At 60.6% G+C, this 23,679-nt stretch carries 26 protein-coding genes, 1 tRNA gene and 3 pseudogenes; 22 read left to right on the top strand and 8 right to left on the bottom strand.

Going from position 1 to position 23,679, the window contains the following annotated elements; all coding sequences use genetic code 11:
- Positions 1-77: 77 nt before the first annotated feature.
- From AC0L14_RS31875 to AC0L14_RS31865, 3 genes are all read right to left on the bottom strand, one after another.
- Positions 78-1,067 (bottom strand): BMP family lipoprotein, encoded by a 990-nt coding sequence (locus AC0L14_RS31875; RefSeq protein ID WP_473527291.1) that lies wholly within the window; start codon positions 1,065-1,067, stop codon positions 78-80.
- A 208-nt stretch (positions 1,068-1,275) separates the two neighbouring features.
- Positions 1,276-1,938, bottom strand: coding sequence for a peptide-methionine (S)-S-oxide reductase MsrA (msrA, locus tag AC0L14_RS31870; protein ID WP_473527292.1), 663 nt, complete (start codon positions 1,936-1,938; stop codon positions 1,276-1,278).
- A gap of 82 nt (positions 1,939-2,020) precedes the next feature.
- Positions 2,021-2,338, bottom strand: coding sequence for a hypothetical protein (locus AC0L14_RS31865; protein WP_473527293.1), 318 nt, complete (start codon positions 2,336-2,338; stop codon positions 2,021-2,023).
- Between the two features lie 413 nt (positions 2,339-2,751).
- Between AC0L14_RS31865 and AC0L14_RS31860 the strand changes: the two genes are divergently transcribed.
- Positions 2,752-2,841 (top strand) — tRNA-Ser (locus AC0L14_RS31860).
- A 323-nt stretch (positions 2,842-3,164) separates the two neighbouring features.
- On the top strand, positions 3,165-3,497 hold the full coding sequence (locus AC0L14_RS31855; RefSeq protein WP_473488003.1) for a hypothetical protein: 333 nt from the start codon (positions 3,165-3,167) through the stop codon (positions 3,495-3,497).
- Positions 3,498-3,609: 112 nt separating this feature from the next.
- On the opposite strand, the gene AC0L14_RS31850 is transcribed toward AC0L14_RS31855, so the two are convergent.
- Positions 3,610-3,837 (bottom strand): hypothetical protein, encoded by a 228-nt coding sequence (locus tag AC0L14_RS31850; RefSeq protein ID WP_473751877.1) that lies wholly within the window; start codon positions 3,835-3,837, stop codon positions 3,610-3,612.
- A gap of 1,339 nt (positions 3,838-5,176) precedes the next feature.
- On the opposite strand from AC0L14_RS31850, the gene AC0L14_RS31845 reads away from it, so the two are divergent.
- Positions 5,177-5,602 carry a hypothetical protein gene (locus AC0L14_RS31845; RefSeq protein WP_473488005.1) on the top strand — a complete coding sequence of 142 codons (426 nt, stop codon included), beginning with the start codon at positions 5,177-5,179 and terminating at the stop codon, positions 5,600-5,602.
- Between the two features lie 592 nt (positions 5,603-6,194).
- On the opposite strand, the gene AC0L14_RS31840 is transcribed toward AC0L14_RS31845, so the two are convergent.
- Complete coding sequence (locus tag AC0L14_RS31840) at positions 6,195-7,025, bottom strand: ATP-dependent DNA ligase (protein WP_473751875.1); 831 nt, start codon at positions 7,023-7,025, stop codon at positions 6,195-6,197.
- A 138-nt stretch (positions 7,026-7,163) separates the two neighbouring features.
- Between AC0L14_RS31840 and AC0L14_RS31835 the strand changes: the two genes are divergently transcribed.
- A complete protein-coding gene (locus tag AC0L14_RS31835) occupies positions 7,164-7,352 on the top strand; it encodes a DUF3606 domain-containing protein (protein WP_473527295.1) in 189 nt (62 codons plus the stop codon).
- Positions 7,353-7,599: 247 nt separating this feature from the next.
- On the opposite strand, the gene AC0L14_RS31830 is transcribed toward AC0L14_RS31835, so the two are convergent.
- The 3 genes and pseudogenes from AC0L14_RS31830 to AC0L14_RS31820 form a co-directional block, all read right to left on the bottom strand.
- Positions 7,600-8,055 (bottom strand): YybH family protein, encoded by a 456-nt coding sequence (locus AC0L14_RS31830; RefSeq protein WP_473751873.1) that lies wholly within the window; start codon positions 8,053-8,055, stop codon positions 7,600-7,602.
- Positions 8,056-8,292: 237 nt separating this feature from the next.
- A pseudogene (locus tag AC0L14_RS31825) lies at positions 8,293-8,690 on the bottom strand (hypothetical protein).
- Positions 8,691-8,852: 162 nt separating this feature from the next.
- Positions 8,853-9,743 (bottom strand): LysR family transcriptional regulator, encoded by an 891-nt coding sequence (locus tag AC0L14_RS31820; protein WP_473527296.1) that lies wholly within the window; start codon positions 9,741-9,743, stop codon positions 8,853-8,855.
- A 122-nt stretch (positions 9,744-9,865) separates the two neighbouring features.
- On the opposite strand from AC0L14_RS31820, the gene AC0L14_RS31815 reads away from it, so the two are divergent.
- The 18 genes and pseudogenes from AC0L14_RS31815 (at position 9,866) to kdpC (ending at position 23,677) form a co-directional block, all read left to right on the top strand.
- Positions 9,866-10,591: an SDR family oxidoreductase gene (locus AC0L14_RS31815; protein WP_473527297.1), complete on the top strand. Its 726-nt coding sequence runs from the start codon at positions 9,866-9,868 to the stop codon at positions 10,589-10,591.
- A 97-nt stretch (positions 10,592-10,688) separates the two neighbouring features.
- Positions 10,689-11,077 (top strand): annotated as a pseudogene (locus AC0L14_RS31810) (carboxymuconolactone decarboxylase family protein).
- Between the two features lie 70 nt (positions 11,078-11,147).
- Positions 11,148-11,441, top strand: a complete 294-nt coding sequence (locus tag AC0L14_RS31805; RefSeq protein ID WP_473488052.1) for an Atu4866 domain-containing protein — start codon at positions 11,148-11,150, stop codon at positions 11,439-11,441.
- A 344-nt stretch (positions 11,442-11,785) separates the two neighbouring features.
- On the top strand, positions 11,786-12,490 hold the full coding sequence (locus AC0L14_RS31800; RefSeq protein WP_473488010.1) for an outer membrane protein: 705 nt from the start codon (positions 11,786-11,788) through the stop codon (positions 12,488-12,490).
- Between the two features lie 87 nt (positions 12,491-12,577).
- Positions 12,578-12,766 (top strand): annotated as a pseudogene (locus tag AC0L14_RS31795) (Atu4866 domain-containing protein); the annotation flags it as partial.
- Positions 12,767-12,854: 88 nt separating this feature from the next.
- On the top strand, positions 12,855-13,616 hold the full coding sequence (locus tag AC0L14_RS31790) for an NYN domain-containing protein (RefSeq protein WP_473488011.1): 762 nt from the start codon (positions 12,855-12,857) through the stop codon (positions 13,614-13,616).
- A 122-nt stretch (positions 13,617-13,738) separates the two neighbouring features.
- Positions 13,739-13,963 carry a hypothetical protein gene (locus AC0L14_RS31785; protein ID WP_473488012.1) on the top strand — a complete coding sequence of 75 codons (225 nt, stop codon included), beginning with the start codon at positions 13,739-13,741 and terminating at the stop codon, positions 13,961-13,963.
- Between the two features lie 295 nt (positions 13,964-14,258).
- Positions 14,259-14,519, top strand: coding sequence for a DUF982 domain-containing protein (locus AC0L14_RS31780; protein ID WP_352965393.1), 261 nt, complete (start codon positions 14,259-14,261; stop codon positions 14,517-14,519).
- Between the two features lie 216 nt (positions 14,520-14,735).
- The gene (locus AC0L14_RS31775; protein ID WP_473373169.1) at positions 14,736-14,924 is read left to right on the top strand and encodes a DUF3606 domain-containing protein; all 189 of its coding nucleotides are present in this window, start codon (positions 14,736-14,738) and stop codon (positions 14,922-14,924) included.
- Positions 14,924-15,106, top strand: a complete 183-nt coding sequence (locus AC0L14_RS31770; RefSeq protein ID WP_165848837.1) for a hypothetical protein — start codon at positions 14,924-14,926, stop codon at positions 15,104-15,106. Before AC0L14_RS31775 ends, AC0L14_RS31770 begins: the two co-directional genes overlap by 1 nt.
- Before the next feature lie 172 nt (positions 15,107-15,278).
- A complete protein-coding gene (locus AC0L14_RS31765; RefSeq protein ID WP_473488013.1) occupies positions 15,279-16,328 on the top strand; it encodes a glycosyltransferase family 2 protein in 1,050 nt (349 codons plus the stop codon).
- A complete protein-coding gene (locus tag AC0L14_RS31760) occupies positions 16,309-17,010 on the top strand; it encodes a class I SAM-dependent methyltransferase (RefSeq protein WP_473488014.1) in 702 nt (233 codons plus the stop codon). The genes AC0L14_RS31765 and AC0L14_RS31760 overlap by 20 nt, the downstream gene beginning before the upstream one ends.
- Positions 17,011-17,087: 77 nt before the next feature.
- Positions 17,088-18,587, top strand: a complete 1,500-nt coding sequence (locus tag AC0L14_RS31755) for a hypothetical protein (protein WP_473527299.1) — start codon at positions 17,088-17,090, stop codon at positions 18,585-18,587.
- Positions 18,588-18,939: 352 nt separating this feature from the next.
- Positions 18,940-19,029, top strand: coding sequence for a K(+)-transporting ATPase subunit F (locus AC0L14_RS31750; protein WP_036266998.1), 90 nt, complete (start codon positions 18,940-18,942; stop codon positions 19,027-19,029).
- Positions 19,030-19,062: 33 nt separating this feature from the next.
- Complete coding sequence (gene kdpA / locus AC0L14_RS31745; RefSeq protein ID WP_473751869.1) at positions 19,063-20,766, top strand: potassium-transporting ATPase subunit KdpA; 1,704 nt, start codon at positions 19,063-19,065, stop codon at positions 20,764-20,766.
- A gap of 24 nt (positions 20,767-20,790) precedes the next feature.
- Positions 20,791-21,000 carry a hypothetical protein gene (locus AC0L14_RS31740; RefSeq protein WP_473527301.1) on the top strand — a complete coding sequence of 70 codons (210 nt, stop codon included), beginning with the start codon at positions 20,791-20,793 and terminating at the stop codon, positions 20,998-21,000.
- Positions 21,001-23,094 (top strand): potassium-transporting ATPase subunit KdpB, encoded by a 2,094-nt coding sequence (gene kdpB / locus AC0L14_RS31735; RefSeq protein WP_473527302.1) that lies wholly within the window; start codon positions 21,001-21,003, stop codon positions 23,092-23,094.
- Between the two features lie 13 nt (positions 23,095-23,107).
- Entirely contained in the window at positions 23,108-23,677 is a 570-nt protein-coding gene (kdpC, locus tag AC0L14_RS31730; RefSeq protein ID WP_473527303.1) for a potassium-transporting ATPase subunit KdpC, read from the top strand.
- The last annotated feature ends 2 nt before the right edge of the window (positions 23,678-23,679 follow it).

The following is a 23,679-nucleotide window of genomic DNA, read 5'->3' as shown; positions in this document are numbered from 1 at the left end:
GCAGCGTTCCCTCCCACTGTGGGGAGGGTTAGGGTGGGGGTGCACCTTCGCAAGAATCCAAATGCGATAGCCCGCGATCAATAGGGGCAGGAATTGTCCGACATGTAGTCGTGCACCTTGATAGTACCGGCAATGATGTCAGCCTTGGCCTTTTCAACCGCCGCTTTCATCGCGTCGTCGACAAGCGCCTTGTTATTGTCGTCCATGGCGTAGTCGACACCGCCTTCCTTGAGGCCGAGATCGTTGATGCCGGCGGTGAACTTGTCGTCCTTGGCGTCCATGAAGGTGTTGTAGACGGCAACGTCGACGCGCTTGACCATGGAGGTCAGCACCTTGCCCGGCTGCAGGCCGTTCTGGTTGGAATCGACGCCGATGCCGAGCTTGCCGGCGTCCGCCGCTGCCTGCAGCACGCCAACACCGGTGCCGCCCGCCGCCGCGTAGATCACATCGGCGCCCTGGTCGATCTGCGTCTTGGCGATCTCGCCGCCCTTGGCCGGATCGTTCCAGGCTGCCGGCGTGTCGCCGGTCATGTTCTGGATGACATCGGTCGCGCCGGCCGCCTTGGCGCCGCCGACATAGCCGCAGCCGAATCGGCGGATCAGCGGAATGTCCATGCCGCCGATGAAGCCGACCTTCTTCGACTTCGAGGCCATCGCCGCCATCACGCCGACGAGGTAGGACCCTTCCTGCTCCTTGTAGACAAGGGAGCGGACATTGGGCTTGTCGACGACCATGTCGATGATGGCGAATTTGGTCTCGGGAAACTCGACAGCGATCTTCTCCAGCGCGTCCGCCCAGGAAAAGCCCGCCATGACGATCGGGTTGCGGCCATCCTCGGCGAAACGGCGCAGCGCCTGCTCGCGCTGGGTCGCGTTGCTGACCTCGAATTCCACATAAGCGATGCCGGTTTCGGTCTTGAACTTTTCGGCGCCTTCATAGGACGCCTCGTTGAACGACTTGTCGAACTTGCCGCCGAGATCGTAGAGAAGTGCGGGCTGAATGTCCGCGGCGAAGGCCGGAAGAACCATCGCAGTTGCGGCCAGGAGGCCGAGAACGATACGTTTCATGTGATCCACACCCTGTCGGTTATTTTTTCCGTTATGCACCGCCTGCCTGCCCGGTTCTCCGGCAGGCATGCGACATCAGACAGGAGTGTCTTCCTCCCGCTTCGGGCCAATCTGGCACGGCCCGAAACAAAATTCACGCGGAATTTTGACCTTTTGGAAAGCGTGGCGCCGCATCCCGGCGCCACCGATCATCGTCTCGCCAAAGGCCTCAGGCGGAGACGGCAGCCGGGATGGCGCAGGCGACGCCGGTGCCCTGCAGATTGCAATAACCGTAGGGATTCTTCGCCAGATATTGCTGGTGGTCTTCCTCGGCGAAATAGAATTCCGGCGCCGGGGCGATCTCGGTGGTGATCTTGCCGCGGCCGGCGCCGTGCAACGAGGCCTCATAGGCATCGCGCGAGGCGATCGCCGCCTGGTACTGCGCATCGCCGAACGTGTAGATCGCCGAGCGGTAGGTGGTGCCGACATCGTTGCCCTGGCGCATGCCCTGCGTCGGGTCGTGGCTTTCCCAGAACAGCTTCAGAAGCTGTGCATAGGACACGATCTTCGGGTCGTAAACGACGAGCACGACTTCGGCATGGCCGGTAAGGCCGGTGCAGGTTTCCTGGTAAGTCGGGTTGGGGGTGACGCCGCCGGCATAGCCGACGGCCGTGACCCAGACACCCTCGACCTGCCAGAACAGGCGTTCGGCGCCCCAGAAGCAGCCCAGCCCGAACATCGCCGTCTCCAGCCCCTCGGGATACGGCCCCTTGAGCGGCCGCTTCGAGACAAAGTGCTTGGATGCCGTCGGGATAGGCTTGGCCCGACCCGGCAGCGCCTCGGCAGGCTTCGGCAGATTGAGTTTCTTGTTCAGCATGTCGCTGAGAAACATGTGCGGTCTCCCTTTCTCTTTGTTTGGGGCTTTCTCTTTGTTTTGGGGACGCCAGAAGGTCATCAACAACAAATCATCAAGTCTAGGCGAAGCGCCCGGTCGGCCGCTCCCGCCTGTAGCCGATCAAGTAGAGAATGAAGGCAACCACCGCAAACACGGCGAAACCGGGCTGGTTGAGCACCCAGGCGATGGCGCCGTCCCACAGCAGCGGACCAAGCCTGTCGCGGACGAAGCTTTCGAAGGCGCTTCGCGTATCCGGCGAGACGGCGAGCCAGCTCGTGTTGAGCGGGGTCATGACCAGCGCGGAGGCCGCCACCGAGCGTGTCGCGTCGATCACCGCCATGATGACGGAAACCGAAAGCGCAACCAATGCCGCGAGACGGAAGACGAAGCGGAACACCCAGACCTTACCTCCCCGGAAGCTTATCAGATGTCTGTATCGGCCTGATAAATAGGATCTGCGCGCTTTATCCGCAATCGCGACACGCGAAGTTGAACCGACGCCGCCGGTTTGCGCCGCTGAGGCGCCCGTCGGCTAGGACGCCGCCGCCGATCGCGGCGATCGGCTACCAAGGCAGCGCTGGTGACATGGACAGAGCATCGCTGTCCGACAAAGCGAATAGAGTGCCGTTATGTCTTGGCATTCGACACCGGATCGACTAGATGAGCCCCGCACCTGTTGCTTTGACGGCTCAGGTGCAGGGAAAGGGTGTCCGCTGGTTGACGGCGCCCACGGTGCGGAGTTCCGGACCGCAATCCCCAAGGGAGCCCCCAACCCGCGCGGTGAACCGGCCGTGGCGAAAATGCTAAGACGGAGAGGTGGCCGAGTGGTTGAAGGCGCACGCCTGGAAAGTGTGTTTACGGGAAACCGTAACGCGGGTTCGAATCCCGCTCTCTCCGCCAGATATCAGATATCCAGTTAAGTATTTGTTGTCGTTGCGCTTTGTGAGTTGCGGCCTTTTTGTTCCTAACTCCGTTCCTAACGTCCACAAACGATGAAGCTCGGCCATCGTGCCGCCAGCCCCCTTTTGTTGACTTTGCTTAGGAATCGGAAGCTTCCCTCTACGCGGTGGGGGAAATAGCCATGACTGTTTGCGTTTGCGTCAAAGTAAACGAGTGCATGGTATTTGCTGCGGACAGCGCATCATCCTTCGACGGGTCCTGTCAGGGGCGCCTCTTGCGGGGGCGAAGCTTTTGAAGTTCACTGTGCGCAGGGGGAAATCACCATGCGCAAACGCTACATTTTCGCGGCGGCAGGGACCGCGACCATCCTTTTAAGCGGCTGCTCCGGTTCGGGCTTAGGTATGCCTGGCTCACCGGCTTGGTTTGCCACCACACCGCAGGCGGAACAGGCAACCTATTTCCGGAACCGATGTGTCTCCTACGGCTTCGAGCCAGGAACCCCAGCCATGGCCCAATGCATCCAAAACGAGTCCATTTCGTCTCGCGGCAGGGCATCCGCTAGAGCAAATGCGGCGTTTACAAACATGCAAAACAGTCAGCCAAAAACGACGACTTGCAACCGCTTCGGTAACACCGTGAACTGCACGACATTTTGATACTTTGGGCAGTCCGCACCTATTGCGAACGCTCGACCGCAAATGTTGGCGCGTCACCGCCCTCGCCGGTCTGGCGGGGCTTCTGTCCTAGCCCACTGCGTTTGCCGCGATGTCAATCATTTCCGCACAAGTCGCAGAGCGCGCCGTCTGCCGCTTGGGCTTCGTTGACAGCCTGCTTCCCGAGCTTCGGGCGGACAGTCGGGGTTAACCAGTTCGCAAAGGACGGCGGCAGCATCTCGCAGAACCCCCTTATCTCATCCGGCGTCAGCTTCTCGAGACATCTCGCGGCTTCCAGAAAATCAACGACAAGATCATCGGCATGCGCGGGCACGTGCGGCATTTTGAAAACCCCAATGTGGACGGCAGATTAGACGCACTAACATAAGGTTTGGCAATCAACCGACGGTCGCGCTTTTGAACGGGCTACAGCAGCACGTGTGCTCATGGCGCCGATATAGCGCGGCGTGCGCGTCGCCAGCGCGCGTTTGGGCCGGCTTAAATTAGCAATCGCTCAGCACTGGTGCGATAACACCAGGAAGATGGGATTCACATTCGCCGCGTTCCGATCTAGAATCGCCCTATGGACACGGTGTTTGATGACCTTTTCCGAGCCCTCAGAGAGCCCCGTACAGACGTGCGGGCGCTGATCAGCGCCTTTGTCCTCGATCTCGGCGAAGCTCTTCACAGGCGTTGCTATCGGGCTGGGGATAGCCATCGGCATGGCGCTGGCCGGTTAGGTCCGCCTCGCGCGTCGGATCGCGAGGCGCAATCCGCGCCCGAGAAAGGGACGGGGAAATCCATCCCAGTCCGCTTCGATACGCTATTTGCAGTGGCGCCGGCAGACTCCCATCCTCCGCAATGGCCTGCCCCGGCCGGCTCTCTAGTCCTCATCCCCGAAACCCAGCAGTGATGCATGGCGTATGTGGCTGTGGTCGCCACGAAGATGCCTGACGCGCAGCTTCATCCCAGGCTTGACCCGCTGCGTCGCGGCCGTTTCTTTATGCCCTCGGGCGGCGGGCCAGCCTGCTCCTGAACACGCTTCCAGAGGCGATCCTTCATGTCGCGACCAAGGGTGATGAAGGCCGAACCGACATACTCCCCGGTGCCTGGCTCAGCCAGCAGGGCGAATGCAGCCTTGCCCCGTTCAAGAGACGCAAAAAAGCCCGCTAGCCGAAGCCAGCGGGCAATGGAAGATAGTCCAGGTTGGGGTCAAGCCCCGCCGGCTTCAATATTGACGTGTTCCATGAAGACAGCGCATCGTTCGAGCAGATGGAAAGCCGCCGGGCGGCGCCAGTTCCTGCCGCCTGAGGTCTGTGGAGCGTCAGTGCGGCGCAACACCCGCCAGGAGATATTTATAGCCGTGCGTCGTCATCCAGCGTGCGCGGGCGAGATGCGTCTCCCACGCCCTGAATGCCGCTCTGGTTCCTTCTCGGGATCGACGCTTCGCGCCGGTACGCCGCCGCCACTTCTCTGACCGATTGTCGTAGCGAGATATGTCCACGTCCCCTAGCTCCCGAGGAGAGAATGCGACCGGCGTGAGGAAGAGTCCAAAAGGGGGCGGCGTACCGAGTGAGGAGGCGGCATCGGCCTGCTCAATTGTGTTTTGACTATTTGGCTGCACGGGCGCGTATAATATCAGGTTCGCCCCGGTTGGGCGGACTAAACTCAGGGAGGATGTTATGAAGATGAATCGACGTAATGCTCTTGCCCTTGGTGCCACCTCGTTGGCGGCCCCGCTACTGGTCGCAAAGCCCACTTCGGTAGCGGCCAAGACCTACGGTCCGACTGATGGCAAAGAGATTTTTCCCGGCGTTCGACTCGTCGAACTGGGAACACGGGACTCCCATATCAAGGGGTACAAGAAAATCGCCATGGAAGACGTAGTGTATCAGCCAAAGGGAACTAGTCCGCTGGGTGATGTTATGGCTGACGACATGGTCTGCACGGTCACTGAAGGCGAGCTGCAAGTCACGGCCGGGGAAATGCAGTTCACGGCCAAGGAAGGCGACGTGTGGAGCTGCGGCAAGGGTAGCACGAAGGAGGCGGCGACGAACAACGGAACGGTGGTCGCTGTGATGCGGGTGATTAACCTGAAGGTTGCATAAAGTTGCCTGTGAAGATGGCCGGCGTCGCATGTGGACGAAGCTTCAAGGCCGTTTTAGCAATCCTGAAACAAAAGGCGGATTGGACCGTTTGCAATCTGCCAGCACTCTGGCGACTCCAGTAGACCCTCCCGCTGGCTTCGGCTGGCGGCTTTTTGCGGTGCGCCATGAGAGAAACGGCCCGATCGGGCGTCAACCCGCGTCGCTGGCAGTAGCTCGGCGATGCGGCGGCTTGAATCCAGTGGGAGCTGATCTACCCGAGCTTGTCAAATAGTGGGCGTTTGGCCGGGCCGGTGAACTTTGCGTTGTCGCGTCTTCGAGACACAAACGGCGTTCTAGTCTTCATCCCAAAAATCCTGCAGCGAGGCATGCCGATCTGAATTAACCTGCTACTGGTTAAAACTTGTGCGGCTTATAGCCCGGCCTTTTAAATGGAGGAAAACGCGGCCTCGACGAAGTCCCTGCCAAAAGTCGCATCATGGCCGATCATCCCCGGCTTGACCCCTGTGTCGCCGTCTCTTCATCCGCTCGGTAGCGCCGCGTGCCAAGGCTATCATCGAGACGGTCGAGCGGCTAAGCCGGTGTCCAAACGACGCTACTCCTCGTCACCGAAACCAAGCAGCGAGGCATGGCGTATGTGGCTGTGATCGCCGCGGAGATGCTTGATGCGCAGCTTGACGCCAGGAGCGACCCATTGCGTCGCCGGCCGCTTTTTCATGGCCTCTGGCGGCGGCCTGGCGTGGTCCCGAACCCGCTTCAACAGCCGCTCCTTCATGTCGCGGCCCAGGCTGATGAGGGCGGAACCGACATATTTCCCGGTGCCGGGCTGCGCCAAAAGGGCGAAGGCCGCCTTGCAAGGCTCGCGCTCGACGCCCAGCAGTTCGAATTCGTCGACCGTGAAGCTCTTGGTCTTCAGCCAGTTCGAGGTCGGGCCGCTGCGATATTTGCTGTCGGGGCGCTTCGAGACAATTCCCTCAAGCTCGACCTGATCGACGAGATAGAAGACAGACTTCGCGTCACCAGGCATGGCCTCGCTGAACTGGATCCGGCTGTTCGGCTTGATGATGCCGTGGAGAATTTCGCGGCGCGCCTTGCAGCCGATGTCACGCAGATCATGGCCGTTCAGATGCATGATGTCGAATGCGACGAGATACATGCCATAGGGATTGTTGTGGACGGCGTTCTGGAGCGCGTTGAAGTCGGGCATTCCGGCCTTGTCGGTGATGACCGCTTCGCCGTCGATGATGGCGTTCTCGACCTCGAGCTCCCCCGCGGCTTCCACAATGCCCAGATATTTGCGCGTCCAGTCCTTGCCGGTTTTGGTGAAGACGCGAATATCTTCGGGGCTGTTGATGACGACCTGGGAGCGGTAGCCATCCAGCTTGATCTTATGAATCCAATTGTCACCCTCGGGCGGCTTGGCCACCAGTTGGGGCTCCATCGGAAGTATGAACTCTAGCCGGCCGGTGCCGGCACCTCCCCGCCTGCGCATGGAACCTAGTCTAGGTCACCGGCGTATATTAGCCATAGTTAACATAACGAAATTCAAAAAAGGACGTGCGATATGGCAGACGACAAAACCAAACGCGACTTCCGTGACCGCAGCAAGATATCGGCGGACGATGATTATGAGGTGAACTTTTTCGCTCTGCAGAACAACATCAGGCCGGTGCAGGTGCGCGAACTGATCCGCAAGCACGGCAACGATCGGGCAACCCTGACCGAGGCCGCGAAGGCATTGCCGGCACAATGATGACCAAACTTTCAGACCTGAGGCCGCCGATCGCCGGCTGGTCGTTGGCTATCCCGTACAGGCAGAAAAAGCCCGCGCCCCGTGGAGGGGAAGAGGACGCGGGCTGATCGGAGGGACGATCCGATCTTGCAGCATGTCTGCACAGGAAATAATGCCGCGGAAGCTGAACTTTCTAAGCCTTTGTTCCAACGCAAAAAACCTGCCGCACCTTTCGCCAAGCCGGTCAATGAGGCCTGGATATCAATCCCTATTGGGCCGCACCTAAATTCCAGATGTCCCGATGCAGGCGCCATGTCCTGTCGTCGCCCTTTTTCCAGACGACGATGTACTTGCCTGCAACGGTGGAGAGGGCGCCGTCTTTGCTCGGCACATCGAGCGTAAATGCGCCAACTTCGTAGGCGAGGTTCGCGCTCTCTTCCACTTCCACTGCCTTCAGGGTGAGATTCTTCATCCCGCCTTTGATCGCGCCCTGCCAGAATTCTTCCACGCCCTTGCGGCCATCGACGCGCTTGCCGTCGGGCGGCAGCACCGCAGCGTCCTCCGTATACAATTGACCCACCGCCGCCGCGTTTCCGCTGTTGAAGGCGTCCGTGAATTTCGTCAGCGCCGCTTCGATGTCCTCGCGAGCCGACTGGGCGGCCGCAGACAATGCAGAGGAAAGAACCAGCACAGCAGCAAATGCAAATGACTTAACCAGTCTCATTTCGTCCTCCCTTTGCGTGATCGACATATCTATGAATAGCACGCCCAACCCGAGCGCGCCGCCGCGCCCGCTCAATCGGCCAGACCATGATGTATATTAGGCATATCTAAACCATGATTTACATTAGGCTTATCTAATATTATGGCGCAAGCGCCAGACGCTCTCAGCCCACAACCCCGATCGGCCCGCTTCCTCCGCCAGAGGCGCGCGCTTGGTTCAGCAAGGTCCCGACGCCGTTCAGTGTGGAACCGCAGGTATTCCCGAGACTGAGCGCGCCGTTTCGACGGAGAAGACCACGAAGGCAAAGATCAGCACGCTGACAGCGACGATCATCGAGCCCGTGGCGACGATCGGCTCGAGGGCCGGATTTCCATGCAGCATCACGTAGAGCCGGTAACATCACGACCAGGCCAAGATTGTAGACGCCGTAATGGACCATCGCGATCCTGCGGGCGGCTTTTGTCGGGTTCAGGGCGTAGTACCCCCCGGAATATTGCACTTGTGACCCATCCCAGAAGACTGATGTGTGCGTGAGCCGGGTAAGCACCGTGATTGCCTGAAATTGCCATCTGCAGGCCGGCTGCGATTCCCAAGATAAGAAAGACGATCGCTGTCTTGAAAAAGAGTTCCGAGATTTTCGGCTATCTTGTCCTCCCAAGCCGTTGCTGGCGGCCCGGCAGCCTATGGGGGTGACCGGCCAGCCACCGGGCCTGACCGGCTTGCGCCGGCTGACGAAAACATGCACTCACGCTAATGTAATTGCAACATCGACATGGTCGCCATACCGGCGAAAGACGCTAGCCATGACGCCGTAGGTGATCGACAAGGGCGCGCAGCTTCGGCGCGACGTTGCGACGGCTCGGATAATAGAGGTAGAAGCCGGCAAAGCGCGGGCAATAGTCCTCGAGAACTGGCACCAGCTCGCCCCGATCGATCCACGGGCGAAAGCTCTCCTCCATGCCGAAGGTGACGCCGGCGCCGGCGATGGCCAGCTTTATCATCAACGCCATGTCGTTGGTCGTGATCTCCGGCGCAACGGCGACGCTGAACTCCTTGCCGTTCTCGGCGAATTCCCAACGATAGGGCGCGACCTTCGGTGCGCGGCGCCAGCCAATGCAGCGATGGCCGGCGAGTTCCCTCGGATGCGAAGGGGCCCCGCACCGACCGCGATAGGCCGGCGCGCAGACAGCCAGCTGCCGCTCGTCACCGGCGACAGGCACCGCGATCATGTCCTGCTCGACCACTTCGCCGAGCCTGACGCCGGCATCGTATCCCTCGGCGACGATGTCGAATTCCTCGTCCGTCACCGTGATGTCGATCTGAACCTCCGGATGGGCTTCGGCAAAGCTCGCCAGGAATGGCCCTGAAAGAAAGCGCTCGGCGATCGACGAGACGGCGAGCCGCAACTGCCCGCGCGGACGCCCGCGCAGGTCCCCGGTGGTCTCCATCGCGGCGCGCATGTCGGCAATGGCGGGCGCTATCTCGGCGTAGAGGCGTTCGCCAGCCTCGGTCAGGCTGACGCTTCGCGTCGTGCGCTGGACAAGAGCGATACCGAGCGTCTCTTCCAGGCGCTTCATCGTCTGGCTCACCGCCGAGCGGGTGACGCCCATGCGGTCCGCAGCCGCGCGAAAGCTCCGCTCCTCGGCCACGAGGGCGAACACCGCAAGCGCATTGAGATCCGGCTGCATTGGTTAGCTGTTCTTTCCATGCTGCGAACAAATGGTCGTCTTATCGCAACAGTGGAACAGATCCATCTTGGTGGCAACCGCCTGCATGGCGGTTCGCAAGATCAACCAGACGGAGACGAAACATGTCCCTCAACAAAGTTGTGCTCATTACCGGGGCTTCGAGCGGCATTGGCGCCGCCATCGGCCGGGAGCTCGGTGCTGCCGGAGCAAAGGTCATGCTCGGTGCGCGCCGCACCGATCGGCTGGACACGCTCGCAGAAGAGATCAGGGCAAACGGCGGGGAGGCAATGACACGCCGCCTGGACGTGACCGACCGCGCCGATGTCGCCGCCTTTGCCGAAGCGGCGCGCCGGGCCTGGGGACGCGTCGACGTGATCGTCAATAATGCCGGCGTCATGCCGTTGTCGCTGATGGCGTCGATGAAAGTCGATGAATGGGACCGAATGGTCGACGTCAACATCAAGGGCGTGCTCTACGGCGTTGCCGCGGTGCTGCCGGAGATGACGGCCCGAGGCTCCGGCCACGTTGTCAACATCGCCTCCATCGGCGCGCTTTCGGTGTCGCCGACAGCCGCTGTCTATTGCGCAACCAAACACGCGGTCCGCGCGATCTCCGATGGCTTGCGGCAGGAGCACGACAACATCCGCGTCACGTGCATCCATCCCGGCGTGGTCGAGAGCGAACTCGCCGACACGATCACCGATCCGGTGGCGGCGGCAGCGATGAAGACTTATCGCGCCATTGCGCTGCAGCCCGACGCGATTGGCCGTGCCGTTCGCTTCGCCCTCGAACAGCCGGACGATGTCGACGTGAACGAGATCGTCATACGACCGACAGCCAGCAAGTAGGGAGGCAACAATGGATTTTCGTTTTCACAGCTCGTATAGCGCGATTGCCGTCGCGTTGCTGCACGGCGCGGTCCCTCAAACCGCCAAATCGCAGACGATGGAAGAGCGACTGCAACGCGGCGATGCCGTCGTCAGGAGCCTGAACAATGGCGCTCCGCAGCCTGCGCTGGAACGCAGAGACAGGAGTTTCCGTTTCTGGCCTGAGCAACCCAAGGCTATGCGCTCGGCGACGTCCGGTCCCGTCCGGGGCTCGACAACCGCACACGCCAACTCGCCGCCGTCGCGGTATTCGCAGCCATGGGCGAGACTGCGTTCATAAGAATTCATGCCGGTTATGCGCTCAATATCGGCGTGTCCGAGGAAGAGCTGAAGGAAGTCATCTACATGGTGACGGTTCCGGCCGGATTCCCCCGCGCGATCGCAGCATCGCAAGCGCTCTCCGAGCTGTTCACCGAGCGTCGCGCCGCTCCCGGCAAACAGCCCTGAGGAGCTGTCCATGAAACAGATTTCGATACTTGCCGCTGCCGTGCTTGTTGCCGGGGCGGCCGTCTTACCCATGCAGAAAGGTCACGCCCGGATGAATGTCGAGCAAAATACAGTTACCCAACCTTCGGCAAGCCATCCCTATGTCGGGATGTGGGTCACGGCCGATGGCCATATCCGCCACGACTTGCTTCCAAACGGTCGCTATGACGAAGCGCGCGGAAGCCGTGAGAGCGCGTACCAGGGGCGCTATGAGATCCGAGGAAATCACATCGACTATTGGGACGACACCGGCTTTACCGCTGACGGAACGTTCATTGGCGGCGTGCTGCATCACGCCGGTATGATCTTGTATCGGGAGAAGTAGTGACGTTCGTCGAGTCTCGACAAAAACGTTACCGCTGCACCATATGTCATTGGTGCGAAGCCGGTCTCCCGGCGCACCTGTCACCGTACTGCTCGCGCCTGGCGTGCAGATAACGCCTGCCTCCTTCCCGCCGCATTTCGCACACGCGCTGCTGCAACTCACATACAGCGACTCCTCGGCGGTCAGGAAGTCGGCAAGAGTCACGCGCGCAAAAAGGAACCAGGATCACCGCCACAACCGAACGGTGCATTTGCCTCCGTGTGTTGCGCCGCAGTTACAGTTAAGCCACAACCTTTTGTGGTAGTCCATTCTTGGTCACTTCCTTTTAACACAGGCATCAGTCCATGAAGAAAATCGTGTTTGCCACTACGTTCCTTTTCAGCGGTGCGGCCTTGGCCCTGCTTCCGGTTCCGGCCTTCGCGGCCGATGCAATTGTTTACGAGCCCGCGCCGGCTGCGGCCGTTGCCTACGACTGGAGCGGCCTTTATATCGGTGTTCAGGGCGGCTATCTCTGGGGGCAGGCAGATCACAGCTACTCCAACGGTGCGCCAAGTGACGATTCCGATCCCGATGGCTTCATTGGTGGCGTCCATGTCGGGTACAATTGGCAATCCGGTTCTTTTGTCTACGGTGTCGAGGGTGATTTCGAAGGCGGTAGCGTGGATGGCAGCTTCGAAAACACAGCCGGACTGACATCTGTTGGAACCAGCGAATTGAACTGGCAGGGCTCGATCCGCGCAAGGCTCGGCTACGCATACGATAAGGCGCTTCTCTATGTTACCGGCGGCTGGGCGATTGGCGATTTCGACTTCGGTGGCGGCCCCTTCCCGCTTCCTGTCAGCGGGGACTATTCGGATACGCTCAACGGCTGGACGATCGGTGCCGGCGGCGAGTGGGCCTTCAACGAACATTGGACCGCGCGACTGGCGTATCGGTATACAGACTTCGGAGAAGCCTCGGGCAATTTGGCTCCGGGATTCCCGGATGTCGATATGCCGGTTGACCTAACCACCCACGCGGTGAGGGTCGGCGTCAGCTACAAGTTCTGATCCTTTGGGGACGCAAGGGAAACCCCGGCCTAGCGGCCGGGGTTTTCGTTTGGGCTCGAATAGCTATCACCGCCTCAACATCCGCACCGCCACAACTTGCTTCCAAACGGTCGCTATGACGAAACGCGCGGAAACCGTGAGAGCGCATACCAGGGCCGCTATGAGATCCGAGGAAATCACATCGACTATTGGGACGACACCGGCTTTACCGCGGACGGAACGTTCATTGACGGCGTTCTGCACCAGGCAGGCATGATCTTGTATCGGGAGAGCTAGCCGACGTTCGTCGAATCTCGATAAAAAGGTTTCGCATCGTGCCGCTGCACCATATGTCATTTGGTGCGACGCCAAAAAGGAGCCCACCTTGCCTACCGAACCACGTTCTCCACGGCTTGCAGTGCTGATCGACGCAGACAATGCCTCGGCCAAGATTGCCGACGGGTTGTTCGAGGAAATCGCAAAGATCGGCGAGGCGAGCGTTCGTCGCATCTATGGCGATTTTTCCAGCACCCGTTCGAAGGCATGGGCCGATGTGCTGTCGAAGCATGCGATCATCCCGCAGCAGCAATTCGCCTACACCACCGGCAAGAACGCATCCGACATCACGCTCGTCATCGACGCGATGGACCTTCTCCACAGCGGGCGGTTCGAAGGCTTCTGCCTGGTGTCGTCCGACAGCGATTTCACCCGCCTTGCAGCTCGCATCAGGGAACACGGGATCGACGTGTATGGGTTTGGCGAGCAGAAGACACCGGAGAGTTTCCGGCAGGCATGCCGCCGGTTCGTATACACCGAGAACCTGCTTGCGACCGCACCAGCCAACGCTCAGGATGCGGCGCCGACGAAATCTTTGCAGCCGCCCAGCGCCGCGACGCCGATCATCACCAAGGTCATTTCACAGATGGGAAACGAGGACGGCTGGGTGCCGCTCGGCATCGTAGGCAATCAGCTCGCCAATCTGGCATCGGACTTCGATCCGAGAACCTTCGGCTTTCGCAAGCTGAGCGATCTCGTGCGGAAGACCAATGCCTTTGAGATCGATCATCCCGAGGGCGGAGCGATGCGTATAAGGGTCAAGCCAGCTGCGAGGAGCCGAGAGAAATCGAAGTCGGCAGCGTCGCGCTGAGCCTGCAAAAAGGCAACTGTCCCCGGTCCGATTGGCCTCTGGTCGGACCACTATTTCGCTGGCGGAAACCGCCATTCGGCGTATCATTCTCGTCGGAGGGGGGTTCATGGCGGAGGAGGCCGATGAACATCGTTTCGAGAGTGCCTGTCGTGACGGCCCAGGAACTTGTTTCATCTGCGCTTTCAAAATTTCGCGCTGGCGACACCATATCGACCAGAGCCGCAATAGACGCCATCCGCCGGGCAGCCCCGGCTTGTGAGGACAGCGACGATCATCTGGTCGAGCTTGTCGTGATGACCGCAATTGGTAGGACCATGGGGGTCGTGTTCGACCATCGGTCCCGCTAATGCATGTCGCCCTGCGCCCAATCAGCTTGCGCACTGTCGGAACTAAAGCGCGTCGCGTTTGATCGGCCTCATGCGACGCGCTTCAGGTTGCTGTTTTATGCATGTCGTTATCGCAAAACCGCTGCACACCCTCGGGTCAGGGCCCGAGGGCATGCTTTTGCGCGACATGCATTAGGGCGGCGACGTAAGCCACTCAGTAACCATGAATTGTGATCGGGATGGATCACGCCATTCGTCATCGGAACGGATAGTCCCGCTGCGCCGTTGCTGTCCTTGGAGTCAAGGAGTGGCGGTAATGCGTGATGAACAATTCGACGTTCCGGTGACGATCGAGAGCGAACGGGTCGGCCGCCCTCTCTCTGTGACGAGGACGGTCCAGGCGGCCTCGCTGCTGGTCGACAAATGGCCAGACGAAAAGCGCGGGCCGAAATATCGCGCGGCCTTGAAAGCCATGATGGACGCGATGGAGCAGCGACGGGCGGTTGGCAGTGCGCGGCGGGCATTCACGGCCGCCGCCAAGGAAGCCCATGTGTTTGTGCGCGAAGGCCGGCACTAAAGCGCATCACGTCTGAAGAGATTCGTGCGACGCGCTTTTAGTTCTTGTTTTTGCATGTCGTTGTCCCAAGCCGCTGCGCACTTTTGGGCGACATGCATTGCTGTTGTTTATGCATGTCGTTGTCCCAAAACCGCTGCGCACTTTTGGGCGACATGCATTAAGGAACCTCACGAAATCTCCGTCGTTATGCTCTAGGTCGAAACGAGGAGAACTGCCATGCCCGACGACAAGACCAAGACCGACAACCGCGATCGCTCACAAGTTGCCGGCGACGAAGACTATGAGGTGAGGCATCTCGCCGAGGAAGCCGGCATTACTCCCAAACAGGCACGCACCTTGATCAAGCGCCACGGCACCGATCGCAGGGTGCTGAACGAAATCGCCGAGAGCATAAAGGCGTCGTGATGTCTGACAAGCGGACCACAATGGCGGATCGGAAGAAACGCGAACCGGACGACAAGGAGGCCCTGCGCCTGGCCGAGACCACCGACGTTTCGCCCAACCAGGCGAAGGATCTGATGCGCAAGCACGGCAAGGACCGCGCCAAGGTCGAGAAGGAAGCGAAGAACTTCAAGGCCGAAGGCTGAGCCGCCGATTTGGCGGAGCGTCTGCCCTCGCCGTATCCCCGCATCACCGTCGCACGCGCCCGGCCATCCGTACGCTTCGCTTATCTGGCGTCGCGGGCCGGCAATCCTGAGCGGCTTATCAATTTTCTAACAAATTCGGCCTATTCCCGTTCTAATCATGGGAGCTGGGCTTTTGGCGCAAACAGAGAAAATCGCTGCGCGACGCGCCGTCGCGCTGTCGGTTGTCGTGCCGTGCTACAATGAAATCGGCGGGGTCGCCGAACTTTACCGGCGCGTCACAGCCGTTTGCCGTGAACAAGCGGGGCTTTCCTACGAGATCGTGCTGGTCATCGACGGAGCCACCGACGGCACCCGCGAGGCCATTTTCGAACTCGCCAAGCAGGACAGCCACGTCGTCGGCATAGACCTCGCCCGAAATTACGGCCACCAGATTGCGCTCAGCGCCGGCCTGGAGTTTTGCCGCGGCCAGCGCATTCTCATTCTCGATGCCGACCTCCAGGACCCGCCGGAATTGCTCAAAGCCATGATGGCAAAGATGGATGAGGGGTTCGACGTCGTCTATGGCCAGCGGCTGAAGCGCCAGGGCGAAGGCTGGTTCAAGCGCGCAACCGCCGCATTGTTCTACCGGCTGCTGCGCAAGATGGTCGACGTCGACATGGCGCTCGATTCCGGGGATTTTCGCCTGATGAACCGCCGCGCGCTCGATCATCTCAATGCGATGCCCGAGCGTTACCGCTTCATTCGCGGCATGGTGAGCTGGATCGGCCTCAAGCAGGTGGCCTTTGCCTATGAGCGGCACCAGCGCTTCGCAGGCACCACGCATTACCCATTGAAGAAGATGGTGCTTCTGGCAATGGATGCGATGACGAGCTTTTCCATCGTGCCCCTGCGGTTCGCCTCGCATCTCGGTATGATCTTCGGCTTTCTCGGGCTTGCTGCGCTCGGCTACACGCTCTTCTCATGGTTCGCCGGCAGCGTGTTGCCCGGCTGGACCAGCCTGGCGGCAATCGTCCTGATCCTCGGCAGCGTCCAGCTTCTGGTCCTTGGGATTTTCGGGGAATATCTCGGGCGCATGTATATGGAGACCAAGCGACGGCCGCTCTACCTCATAAACGAGATCGCTGCCCATGATCCTGCCGCCGGGAAGCTGCCGGTCCATCACCTTCAGGAAATGGCCCATGAACTGACGAAGGGAGCCGCGCGTGCTTCAGGCCGAGTTTGACCAGTTCGCGCTGGAGTATCAGCAGCAGCATGCCGCAAGTATCCGGCTGAGCGGCGAAACCCCGGATTTCTTCGCGCAGTACAAGATCGACGATGTCGCGGCAAGGCTCGCCCGCTCAGGCGTGAAGCCACGGCGGATACTCGACTTCGGCGCGGGTGTCGGCAATGCGCTGGGACCTATGCGCGCCGCATTTCCCGACAGCGAAATCACCTTGCTCGACCCCTCCTCGCAGTCGCTCGACATCGCCCGCACGCGCTTTCCCGGCCAGGCCGATTTCAGGCACTTCGACGGCGAAACGATCCCTTACGACGACGCGAGTTTCGATCTCGCCTTCGCCGCCTGCGTGTTCCATCACATCCCCGAAAACCTCCATGTCGCCCTGATCAAGGAGATCGAGAGAGTGCTGACGGGCGGTGGCAGCTTCTTTTTGTTCGAGCACAATCCCTGGAATCCGCTGACGACGCACGCGGTGCGAAACTGCGCTTTCGACGCGAACGCAATCCTGATCAACAGCCGTGATGTGCGCAAGCGAATGGCTGCGGCCGGCTTCTCCAAATCCGACGTCGTCTACCGGATCTTTTTCCCACGCGTGCTCGCAAGATTGCGACCCTTGGAGCGCTTCCTGACCAGGATGCCTATGGGAGCCCAATATTTCGTGCATGCGATCAAGCCTGCCGTTTGAGCGGACGCCCTGCCCTCGGATGAGCGACAAGCTGAAACCGCCAATCGATCTGCCGCAGAGCGGACTGGAGCTATGAAATGAACGGGATTCAGGCGACCGTAGCGACCGTTGCGACCGCGTCGTCGCTCAACGACGCGCAGCGGGCCAGAGTGATGTTCTGCCTGCTCGTCGCGCCTCTCGTGGCCTTCGCGCTTTCCGCCCACACCCAGGCCATCCTGCAGGACCCCGACTGCTGGTGGCAGGTCAAGGTTGGGCTCGATCTGCTGGCAAATCGTACGTTCCCGGTTGTCGACAGCTATTCTCACACTTTCGCCGGACACCCGTGGATCGCCAAGGAATGGCTTGGACAGGTTCTCCTTGCGCTCGCCTACACGGCAGGTGGCTGGAACGGCGTGGCGGTGCTGATCATCTCAACCATCGCCCTGATGGGCGCGCTGCTGTCATGGTATCTCAGCACCTGGTTGAGACCGATGGCGGCAGTGGGACTGGCCTTGTTCGGGGCGGCCATGATCTCCCCGATCTACACCGCGCGTCCGCACATCTTCACCTTGCCCATCATCGTGATCTGGACCGCAATGCTTTTTCGCGCAGCGCGCAATGAGCAGGGACCGCCTCTTTGGCTGCTTGCCCTGCTTGTCCTGTGGGCCAATCTCCACGCGACCTTTACCATCGGCTTCGTCATCGCGGCTTTCGCCGGCCTCGATGTTCTTGTGCGAACCCGCCTGTCCAACCCCGTACTCCTTGGCAAATGGGTTGCCTTCGGGCTGCTCTGCCCGGTGGTCAGCTTGATCAATCCCTATGGCATCAAGGCCATCCTTGCCACTTTCACCGTAGCCTATGGCAATGAAGCGGTTCCCTTGATTATCGAGTGGAAACCGTTCGACGCCTCGGATCAACGGTTCCAGGAGGTGGGTATCCTACTGTTCGTTTTCGCGCTGCTTGTGTCGAGACTTCGCATCGGCTGGGCGAAGGCGCTGTTCATCGTCTTTGCCTTGCATATCTATCTCACCCATTTGCGCTTCATGTACCTGTTCTTTCTGCTGGTCCCGATCGTGCTTGCGGCCGAGATTGCGGAGCAATATCCCGCGCTCTCCCTGGCGAAATGGATGTCCGACAGGCGCGACGGGCTGGAACGGTTTTTCGCGGAGCGATTTTACCAGATTTGCGGCGTGGCAGGCGTTTTGCTGGTGGCTACAACCGCAATGCACACGAGCGCCTATCCGGTCGCGCCGAGTCAGAAGACTTCGGCCAAGGATGCGCTTGCATTCGTCGAAAGCCATCATCTGTCAGGCAATGTCCTGAATTCCTACAACTTTGGCGGCAGCTTGATTTTCCATGGAATCAAGACATTCATCGACGGCCGGACAGATCAGCTCTTTCTCAACGGCTTTATGAAGACAGATGCCGAGACAGGACGCAGCGGTGGAAAGCCTGTCCTCGAAGCGCAGCTCGGGAAGCATGCGATAGACTGGGCCTTGCTGACGCCGGACGATAGCCGCATTCCATTCTTCGATGAATTGGGCTGGAAGCGGGCGTATGCGGACGACTACGCCGTGATCTATACGCGCGATCGCTGATTTTCGGCAGCTTCGCGCCGGCGCGCGACTTGTCTTTAAACGCCGTGCGCTGAGATCATCACGGCAAAATCCCTATAGGATTTTTATTTCTTTCCTCTTTGCCCCGGCTCGAACCTTTATGGGGTTTTGATCCATATCCCGTCGGGAAGGACTTATCTCGGTCGCCATTGCCGTCGCGACCGAGTGTCTTCACATGACCTCAACCCTGCCGGCTGCAGGCAAGGCAGTGCAAAACGAAAATAAGGAGCAAGTCCGATGGACATCATCGTTCTCGGAATAGGGTTTTTATTTTTCGCCCTGTTTTTCGCCTTCATCAAAGCCTGCGACAGTCTTTAAGCGGAAGGATCGCAACATGCTTGTCGACTATATCCTCGGTGGCGCTGTGACTTTGTTCCTTCTCGCCTACCTGACATACGCCCTCGTTCGCCCAGAACGCTTCTAACGGCAACTGGCGAAGGCACGGAAAGCTATTTCAATGACTTTCAACGGATGGATACAGATCCTCGTCTATTGCGGGATCGTCGTTTTGCTCGTGAAGCCGCTCGGCGGCTACATGTTTCGCGTTTTCAGCGGCGACCGCATATTCCTCTCGCCGATTTTAGGCCCTGTCGAGCGGAGCCTTTATCGCATCTCGGGAACCAGCGAGCGTGAGGAGCAGCACTGGACCACCTATGCGGCGGCTTTGCTGTTCTTCAACCTGGCCGGTTTCCTGGTGCTTTATTTCCTGCAGCGGCTGCAAGGCAGCCTGCCTTACAATCCGGCCGGTATGAGCGCCGTCGAACCCGGTCTCGCCTTCAACACCGCCGCCAGCTTCATGACCAACACCAACTGGCAGAACTACGGCGGCGAAAGCACGATGTCCTATCTCGTGCAGATGGCCGGCCTCACCGTGCAGAACTTCCTGTCCGCGGCGACCGGCATCGCCATCGCAATCGCGCTGATCCGCGGCTTCACCAAGGCCTCCGGCAAATCGATCGGCAATTTCTGGGTCGATATGACCCGGTGCACCCTTTACCTGCTGTTGCCGCTCTGCATCGTGCTGACGCTGGTCTATGTCTATCTCGGCATACCGCAGACGCTCAGCGCCTATATCGACGCCACAACATTGGAGGGCGCGCGGCAGACGATCGCGGTCGGGCCGGCAGCCTCGCAGATCGCCATCAAGATGCTCGGCACCAATGGCGGCGGCTTCTTCAACGCAAATGCCGCGCATCCTTTCGAAAATCCCGATGCGATCTCGAACCTGATCCAGATGGTGTCGATCTTCGCCATCGGTGCGGCGCTGACCAACGTCTTCGGCCGCATGAATGGCAACCAGGGCCAGGGTTGGGCGATCTTGACCTCGATGACCGTCCTGTTCATCGCCGGCGTCGCCGTCTGCTACTGGGCGGAAGCATCAGGCAATCCGCTGGTTCACGCGCTGGGCATCGACGGCGGCAACATGGAAGGCAAGGAAACGCGCTTCGGCATCGCTTTGTCGGCGCTGTTTGCGGTCATCACCACAGCCGCGTCCTGCGGCGCCGTCAACGCCATGCATGACAGCTTTACCGCGCTTGGCGGCATGATCCCGATCATCAACATGCAGCTCGGCGAGGTCATTGTCGGCGGTGTCGGCGCCGGTCTCTACGGCATCCTGATGTACATCGTGATCGCCGTCTTCGTCGCCGGACTGATGGTCGGACGCACGCCCGAATATCTCGGCAAGAAGATCGAGGCCAAGGAGATCAAGATGGCGATGCTCGCCATTCTCTGCCTGCCGCTGGCGATGCTGATCTTCACCGCCATCGCGGTGGTGCTGCCGACAGGCGTCGCTTCCATAGCCAATGCCGGCCCGCACGGCTTCTCCGAGGTTCTCTATGCCTACACCTCGGCTGCCGCCAACAACGGCTCGGCCTTTGGCGGCCTGACCGGCAACACGCCCTGGTACAACATCACGCTCGGCATCGGCATGCTGATGGGCCGCTTCCTGGTCATCATCCCGGCTCTGGCGATCGCCGGTTCGCTGGTCGCCAAGAAGACGGTGCCCGCCTCCGCCGGCACCTTCCCGACCGACGGGCCGCTGTTCGTCGGGCTTCTGGTCGGCGTCATTCTGATCGTCGGTGGCCTCACCTTCTTCCCGGCGCTGGCGGTCGGACCGATCGTCGAGCACCTGGCTAGCATCCACGGGCAGACATTCTGAAACCGCCCACCTTGGATCAATGTCATGTCCTGGTTCGAAACCATCCGCCGCAAGATTCGACATCGAGCCGATCAAAAGGGAGCAACCCCGCCTCCTTTCCCGACCATGTCCACGTTCTTCGCCATTGCGGCCGTCATGATCGCGATCTGGCTGCTGGCCTCCGGGCTTCCGCACCTACTTTCGGCATCCGATCGAGCGGTGCCGTCCAACACCATCGATACTGGAAGCCACTAAATGAGCCAGTCCAAATCCGCTGTTATCATGGATGCCAGCATCCTGCTGCCCGCCATCGACGGCGCCTTCAGGAAACTGAACCCGCGCACCTTGATGCGCAATCCGGTGATGTTCGTCGTCGCTGTCGTCTCGGCGCTCACGTCAGTCCTGTTCGTCAAGGATCTTGTCACGGGTGGCGGCGATCTCGGCTTCTCGCTGCAGATCATCATCTGGCTGTGGTTCACGGTGCTTTTCGCCAACTTCGCCGAAGCGGTCGCCGAAGGCCGAGGCAAGGCGCAGGCCGATTCACTGCGCAAGGCGCGCACCGAGGCCGAGGCCAAGCTGTTGAGCGGCGACGACCGCACCAAGTTCAAGCTGGTACCCGGCACCAGCCTGAAGGTCGGCGACGTGGTGCTCGTCGAGGCTGGCGACATCATTCCATCGGACGGCGAGGTGATCGAAGGCGTCGCTTCGGTCAACGAGGCGGCGATCACCGGCGAATCTGCTCCGGTGATCCGTGAATCCGGCGGCGACCGTTCGGCGGTGACCGGCGGCACGCAGGTATTGTCCGACTGGATCCGCGTGCGCATCACCGCGGCCTCCGGCCATACGTTCCTCGACCGCATGATCTCGCTGGTCGAAGGCGCCGAGCGCCAGAAGACGCCCAACGAGATCGCGCTCAACATCCTGCTCGTCGGCATGACGCTGATCTTCGTGCTGGCGACGGCGACGATCCCGAGTTTCGCCTCCTATTCGGGCGGCACCATTTCGGTGACCGTTCTGGTCGCCCTGTTCGTTACCTTGATCCCGACGACGATCGGGGCGCTGCTTTCGGCCATCGGCATCGCCGGCATGGATCGCCTGGTGCGGTTCAACGTGCTGGCGATGTCGGGCCGCGCCGTCGAGGCGGCTGGCGACGTCGACACGCTGCTGCTCGACAAGACCGGCACGATCACGCTCGGCAATCGCCAGGCGACGGCATTCCGCCCGGTCAAGGGCGTCACCGAGCAGGAGTTGGCCGACGCTGCACAGTTGGCCTCGCTTGCCGATGAAACGCCGGAAGGCCGCTCGATCGTCGTGCTGGCGAAGGAGAAATACGCCATCCGCGCCCGCGACATGGCAACACTGCATGCCGCTTTCGTGCCCTTCACCGCGCAAACGCGCATGAGCGGCGTCGACATCGATGGCTCTTCGGTTCGCAAGGGCGCGGTCGATTCGGTGCTCGCCCACGTCAATCAGTCGACCGTCGCCACGCATGGTACGCGCCCCAGCAGCGACACCGTCCGCGACCTGCAGGCGATCGCCGATGACGTCGCCAAATCCGGCGGCACGCCGCTGGCGGTCGAGCGCGACGGACGCTTGCTCGGCGTCGTCCATCTCAAGGACATCGTCAAGGGCGGCATCAGGGAACGCTTTGCCGAACTGCGCAAAATGGGGATCCGCACGGTGATGATCACCGGCGACAATCCGATGACGGCGGCGGCGATCGCGGCGGAGGCCGGCGTCGACGATTTTCTTGCCCAGGCGACGCCCGAGGACAAGCTGAAGCTCATCCGCGACGAACAGGCCAAGGGCAAGCTCGTCGCCATGTGCGGCGACGGTACCAATGATGCGCCCGCCCTTGCGCAGGCCGATGTCGGCGTTGCGATGAACACCGGCACGGTCGCCGCACGCGAAGCCGGCAATATGGTCGACCTCGACAGCGATCCGACCAAGCTGATCGAGATCGTGGAAATCGGCAAGGCGCTGCTGATGACGCGCGGCTCGCTGACGACCTTCTCCATCGCCAACGACGTGGCCAAGTATTTTGCCATCATCCCGGCCATATTCGCCGTCTTCTACATCGCGCCGGGGCAGACATCAGGTCCGCTGCAGGCGCTAAACATCATGCATCTGGCAACGCCGCAGAGCGCCATTCTCTCGGCCATCATCTTCAACGCACTGATCATCATCGCGCTGATCCCGCTATCGCTGAGAGGCGTCAGATATCGCGCGATCGGCGCGGGCGCGCTGCTCAGCCGCAACCTTGTTGTCTACGGCCTCGGCGGCATCATTGTCCCCTTCGTCGGCATCAAGGCGATCGACATGGCCATCACCGCGCTTGGCCTCGCATAAGGGAATTAAGTCCATGCTCAAGCAAATCAGACCCGCGATCACCATGATCGTTTTCTTCACCATCCTTACCGGCCTGATCTATCCGATCGGCATGACCGGCATCGCCCAGGCCTTGTTCCCGCGCCAAGCCAATGGCAGCCTGATCGAGAGGGACGGCAAGGTCGTCGGCTCCGAACTGATCGGCCAGGCTTTTGCCAGCGAGCGCTATTTCCATGGCCGGCCGTCGGCTGCGGGCGACGGCTACGACGCCGCCGCTTCGAGCGGCTCGAACCTCGGGCCGACCAACGCCAAGCTGATCGACCGCGTCAAGAGCGATGCCGACAGGCTGGAAGCGGAAAATCCGAACCAGCCGGTGCCGATCGATCTGGTCACGACTTCAGGCAGCGGCCTCGATCCGCATATCAGCCCCGAGGCCGCCTATTTCCAGGTCGCCAGGGTGGCCAGGGCCAGGGGCGTTGATGAAGCCAGGGTTAAAGCCCTTGTCGACAGCCATGTCGAGGAGCGCGAACTCGGCTTCATGGGAGAGCCGGTGGTCAATGTGCTGGCGCTCAACCTGGCGCTGGACGAGGCCACCAAGCAATGAAT

It is taken from the genome of Mesorhizobium sp. WSM4841 (assembly GCF_055811515.1).
Note: the sequence above shows the minus strand (reverse complement) of the source record. Positions and strands in the feature narration are given on the sequence as shown.

What these genes read in the sequence shown, in the direction of transcription:
- AC0L14_RS31875 (WP_473527291.1), bottom strand. Translation starts at nt 1,067, where the DNA reads ATGAAACGTATCGTTCTCGGCCTCCTGGCCGCAACTGCGATGGTTCTT.
- msrA (WP_473527292.1), bottom strand. Translation starts at nt 1,938, where the DNA reads ATGTTTCTCAGCGACATGCTGAACAAGAAACTCAATCTGCCGAAGCCT.
- AC0L14_RS31855 (WP_473488003.1), top strand. Translation starts at nt 3,165, where the DNA reads ATGCGCAAACGCTACATTTTCGCGGCGGCAGGGACCGCGACCATCCTT.
- AC0L14_RS31850 (WP_473751877.1), bottom strand. Translation starts at nt 3,837, where the DNA reads ATGCCGCACGTGCCCGCGCATGCCGATGATCTTGTCGTTGATTTTCTG.
- AC0L14_RS31845 (WP_473488005.1), top strand. Translation starts at nt 5,177, where the DNA reads ATGAAGATGAATCGACGTAATGCTCTTGCCCTTGGTGCCACCTCGTTG.
- AC0L14_RS31835 (WP_473527295.1), top strand. Translation starts at nt 7,164, where the DNA reads ATGGCAGACGACAAAACCAAACGCGACTTCCGTGACCGCAGCAAGATA.
- AC0L14_RS31830 (WP_473751873.1), bottom strand. Translation starts at nt 8,055, where the DNA reads ATGAGACTGGTTAAGTCATTTGCATTTGCTGCTGTGCTGGTTCTTTCC.
- AC0L14_RS31820 (WP_473527296.1), bottom strand. Translation starts at nt 9,743, where the DNA reads ATGCAGCCGGATCTCAATGCGCTTGCGGTGTTCGCCCTCGTGGCCGAG.
- AC0L14_RS31815 (WP_473527297.1), top strand. Translation starts at nt 9,866, where the DNA reads ATGTCCCTCAACAAAGTTGTGCTCATTACCGGGGCTTCGAGCGGCATT.
- AC0L14_RS31805 (WP_473488052.1), top strand. Translation starts at nt 11,148, where the DNA reads ATGCAGAAAGGTCACGCCCGGATGAATGTCGAGCAAAATACAGTTACC.
- AC0L14_RS31800 (WP_473488010.1), top strand. Translation starts at nt 11,786, where the DNA reads ATGAAGAAAATCGTGTTTGCCACTACGTTCCTTTTCAGCGGTGCGGCC.
- AC0L14_RS31785 (WP_473488012.1), top strand. Translation starts at nt 13,739, where the DNA reads ATGAACATCGTTTCGAGAGTGCCTGTCGTGACGGCCCAGGAACTTGTT.
- AC0L14_RS31780 (WP_352965393.1), top strand. Translation starts at nt 14,259, where the DNA reads ATGCGTGATGAACAATTCGACGTTCCGGTGACGATCGAGAGCGAACGG.
- AC0L14_RS31775 (WP_473373169.1), top strand. Translation starts at nt 14,736, where the DNA reads ATGCCCGACGACAAGACCAAGACCGACAACCGCGATCGCTCACAAGTT.
- AC0L14_RS31770 (WP_165848837.1), top strand. Translation starts at nt 14,924, where the DNA reads ATGTCTGACAAGCGGACCACAATGGCGGATCGGAAGAAACGCGAACCG.
- AC0L14_RS31755 (WP_473527299.1), top strand. Translation starts at nt 17,088, where the DNA reads ATGAACGGGATTCAGGCGACCGTAGCGACCGTTGCGACCGCGTCGTCG.
- AC0L14_RS31750 (WP_036266998.1), top strand. Translation starts at nt 18,940, where the DNA reads ATGCTTGTCGACTATATCCTCGGTGGCGCTGTGACTTTGTTCCTTCTC.
- kdpA (WP_473751869.1), top strand. Translation starts at nt 19,063, where the DNA reads ATGACTTTCAACGGATGGATACAGATCCTCGTCTATTGCGGGATCGTC.
- AC0L14_RS31740 (WP_473527301.1), top strand. Translation starts at nt 20,791, where the DNA reads ATGTCCTGGTTCGAAACCATCCGCCGCAAGATTCGACATCGAGCCGAT.
- kdpB (WP_473527302.1), top strand. Translation starts at nt 21,001, where the DNA reads ATGAGCCAGTCCAAATCCGCTGTTATCATGGATGCCAGCATCCTGCTG.
- kdpC (WP_473527303.1), top strand. Translation starts at nt 23,108, where the DNA reads ATGCTCAAGCAAATCAGACCCGCGATCACCATGATCGTTTTCTTCACC.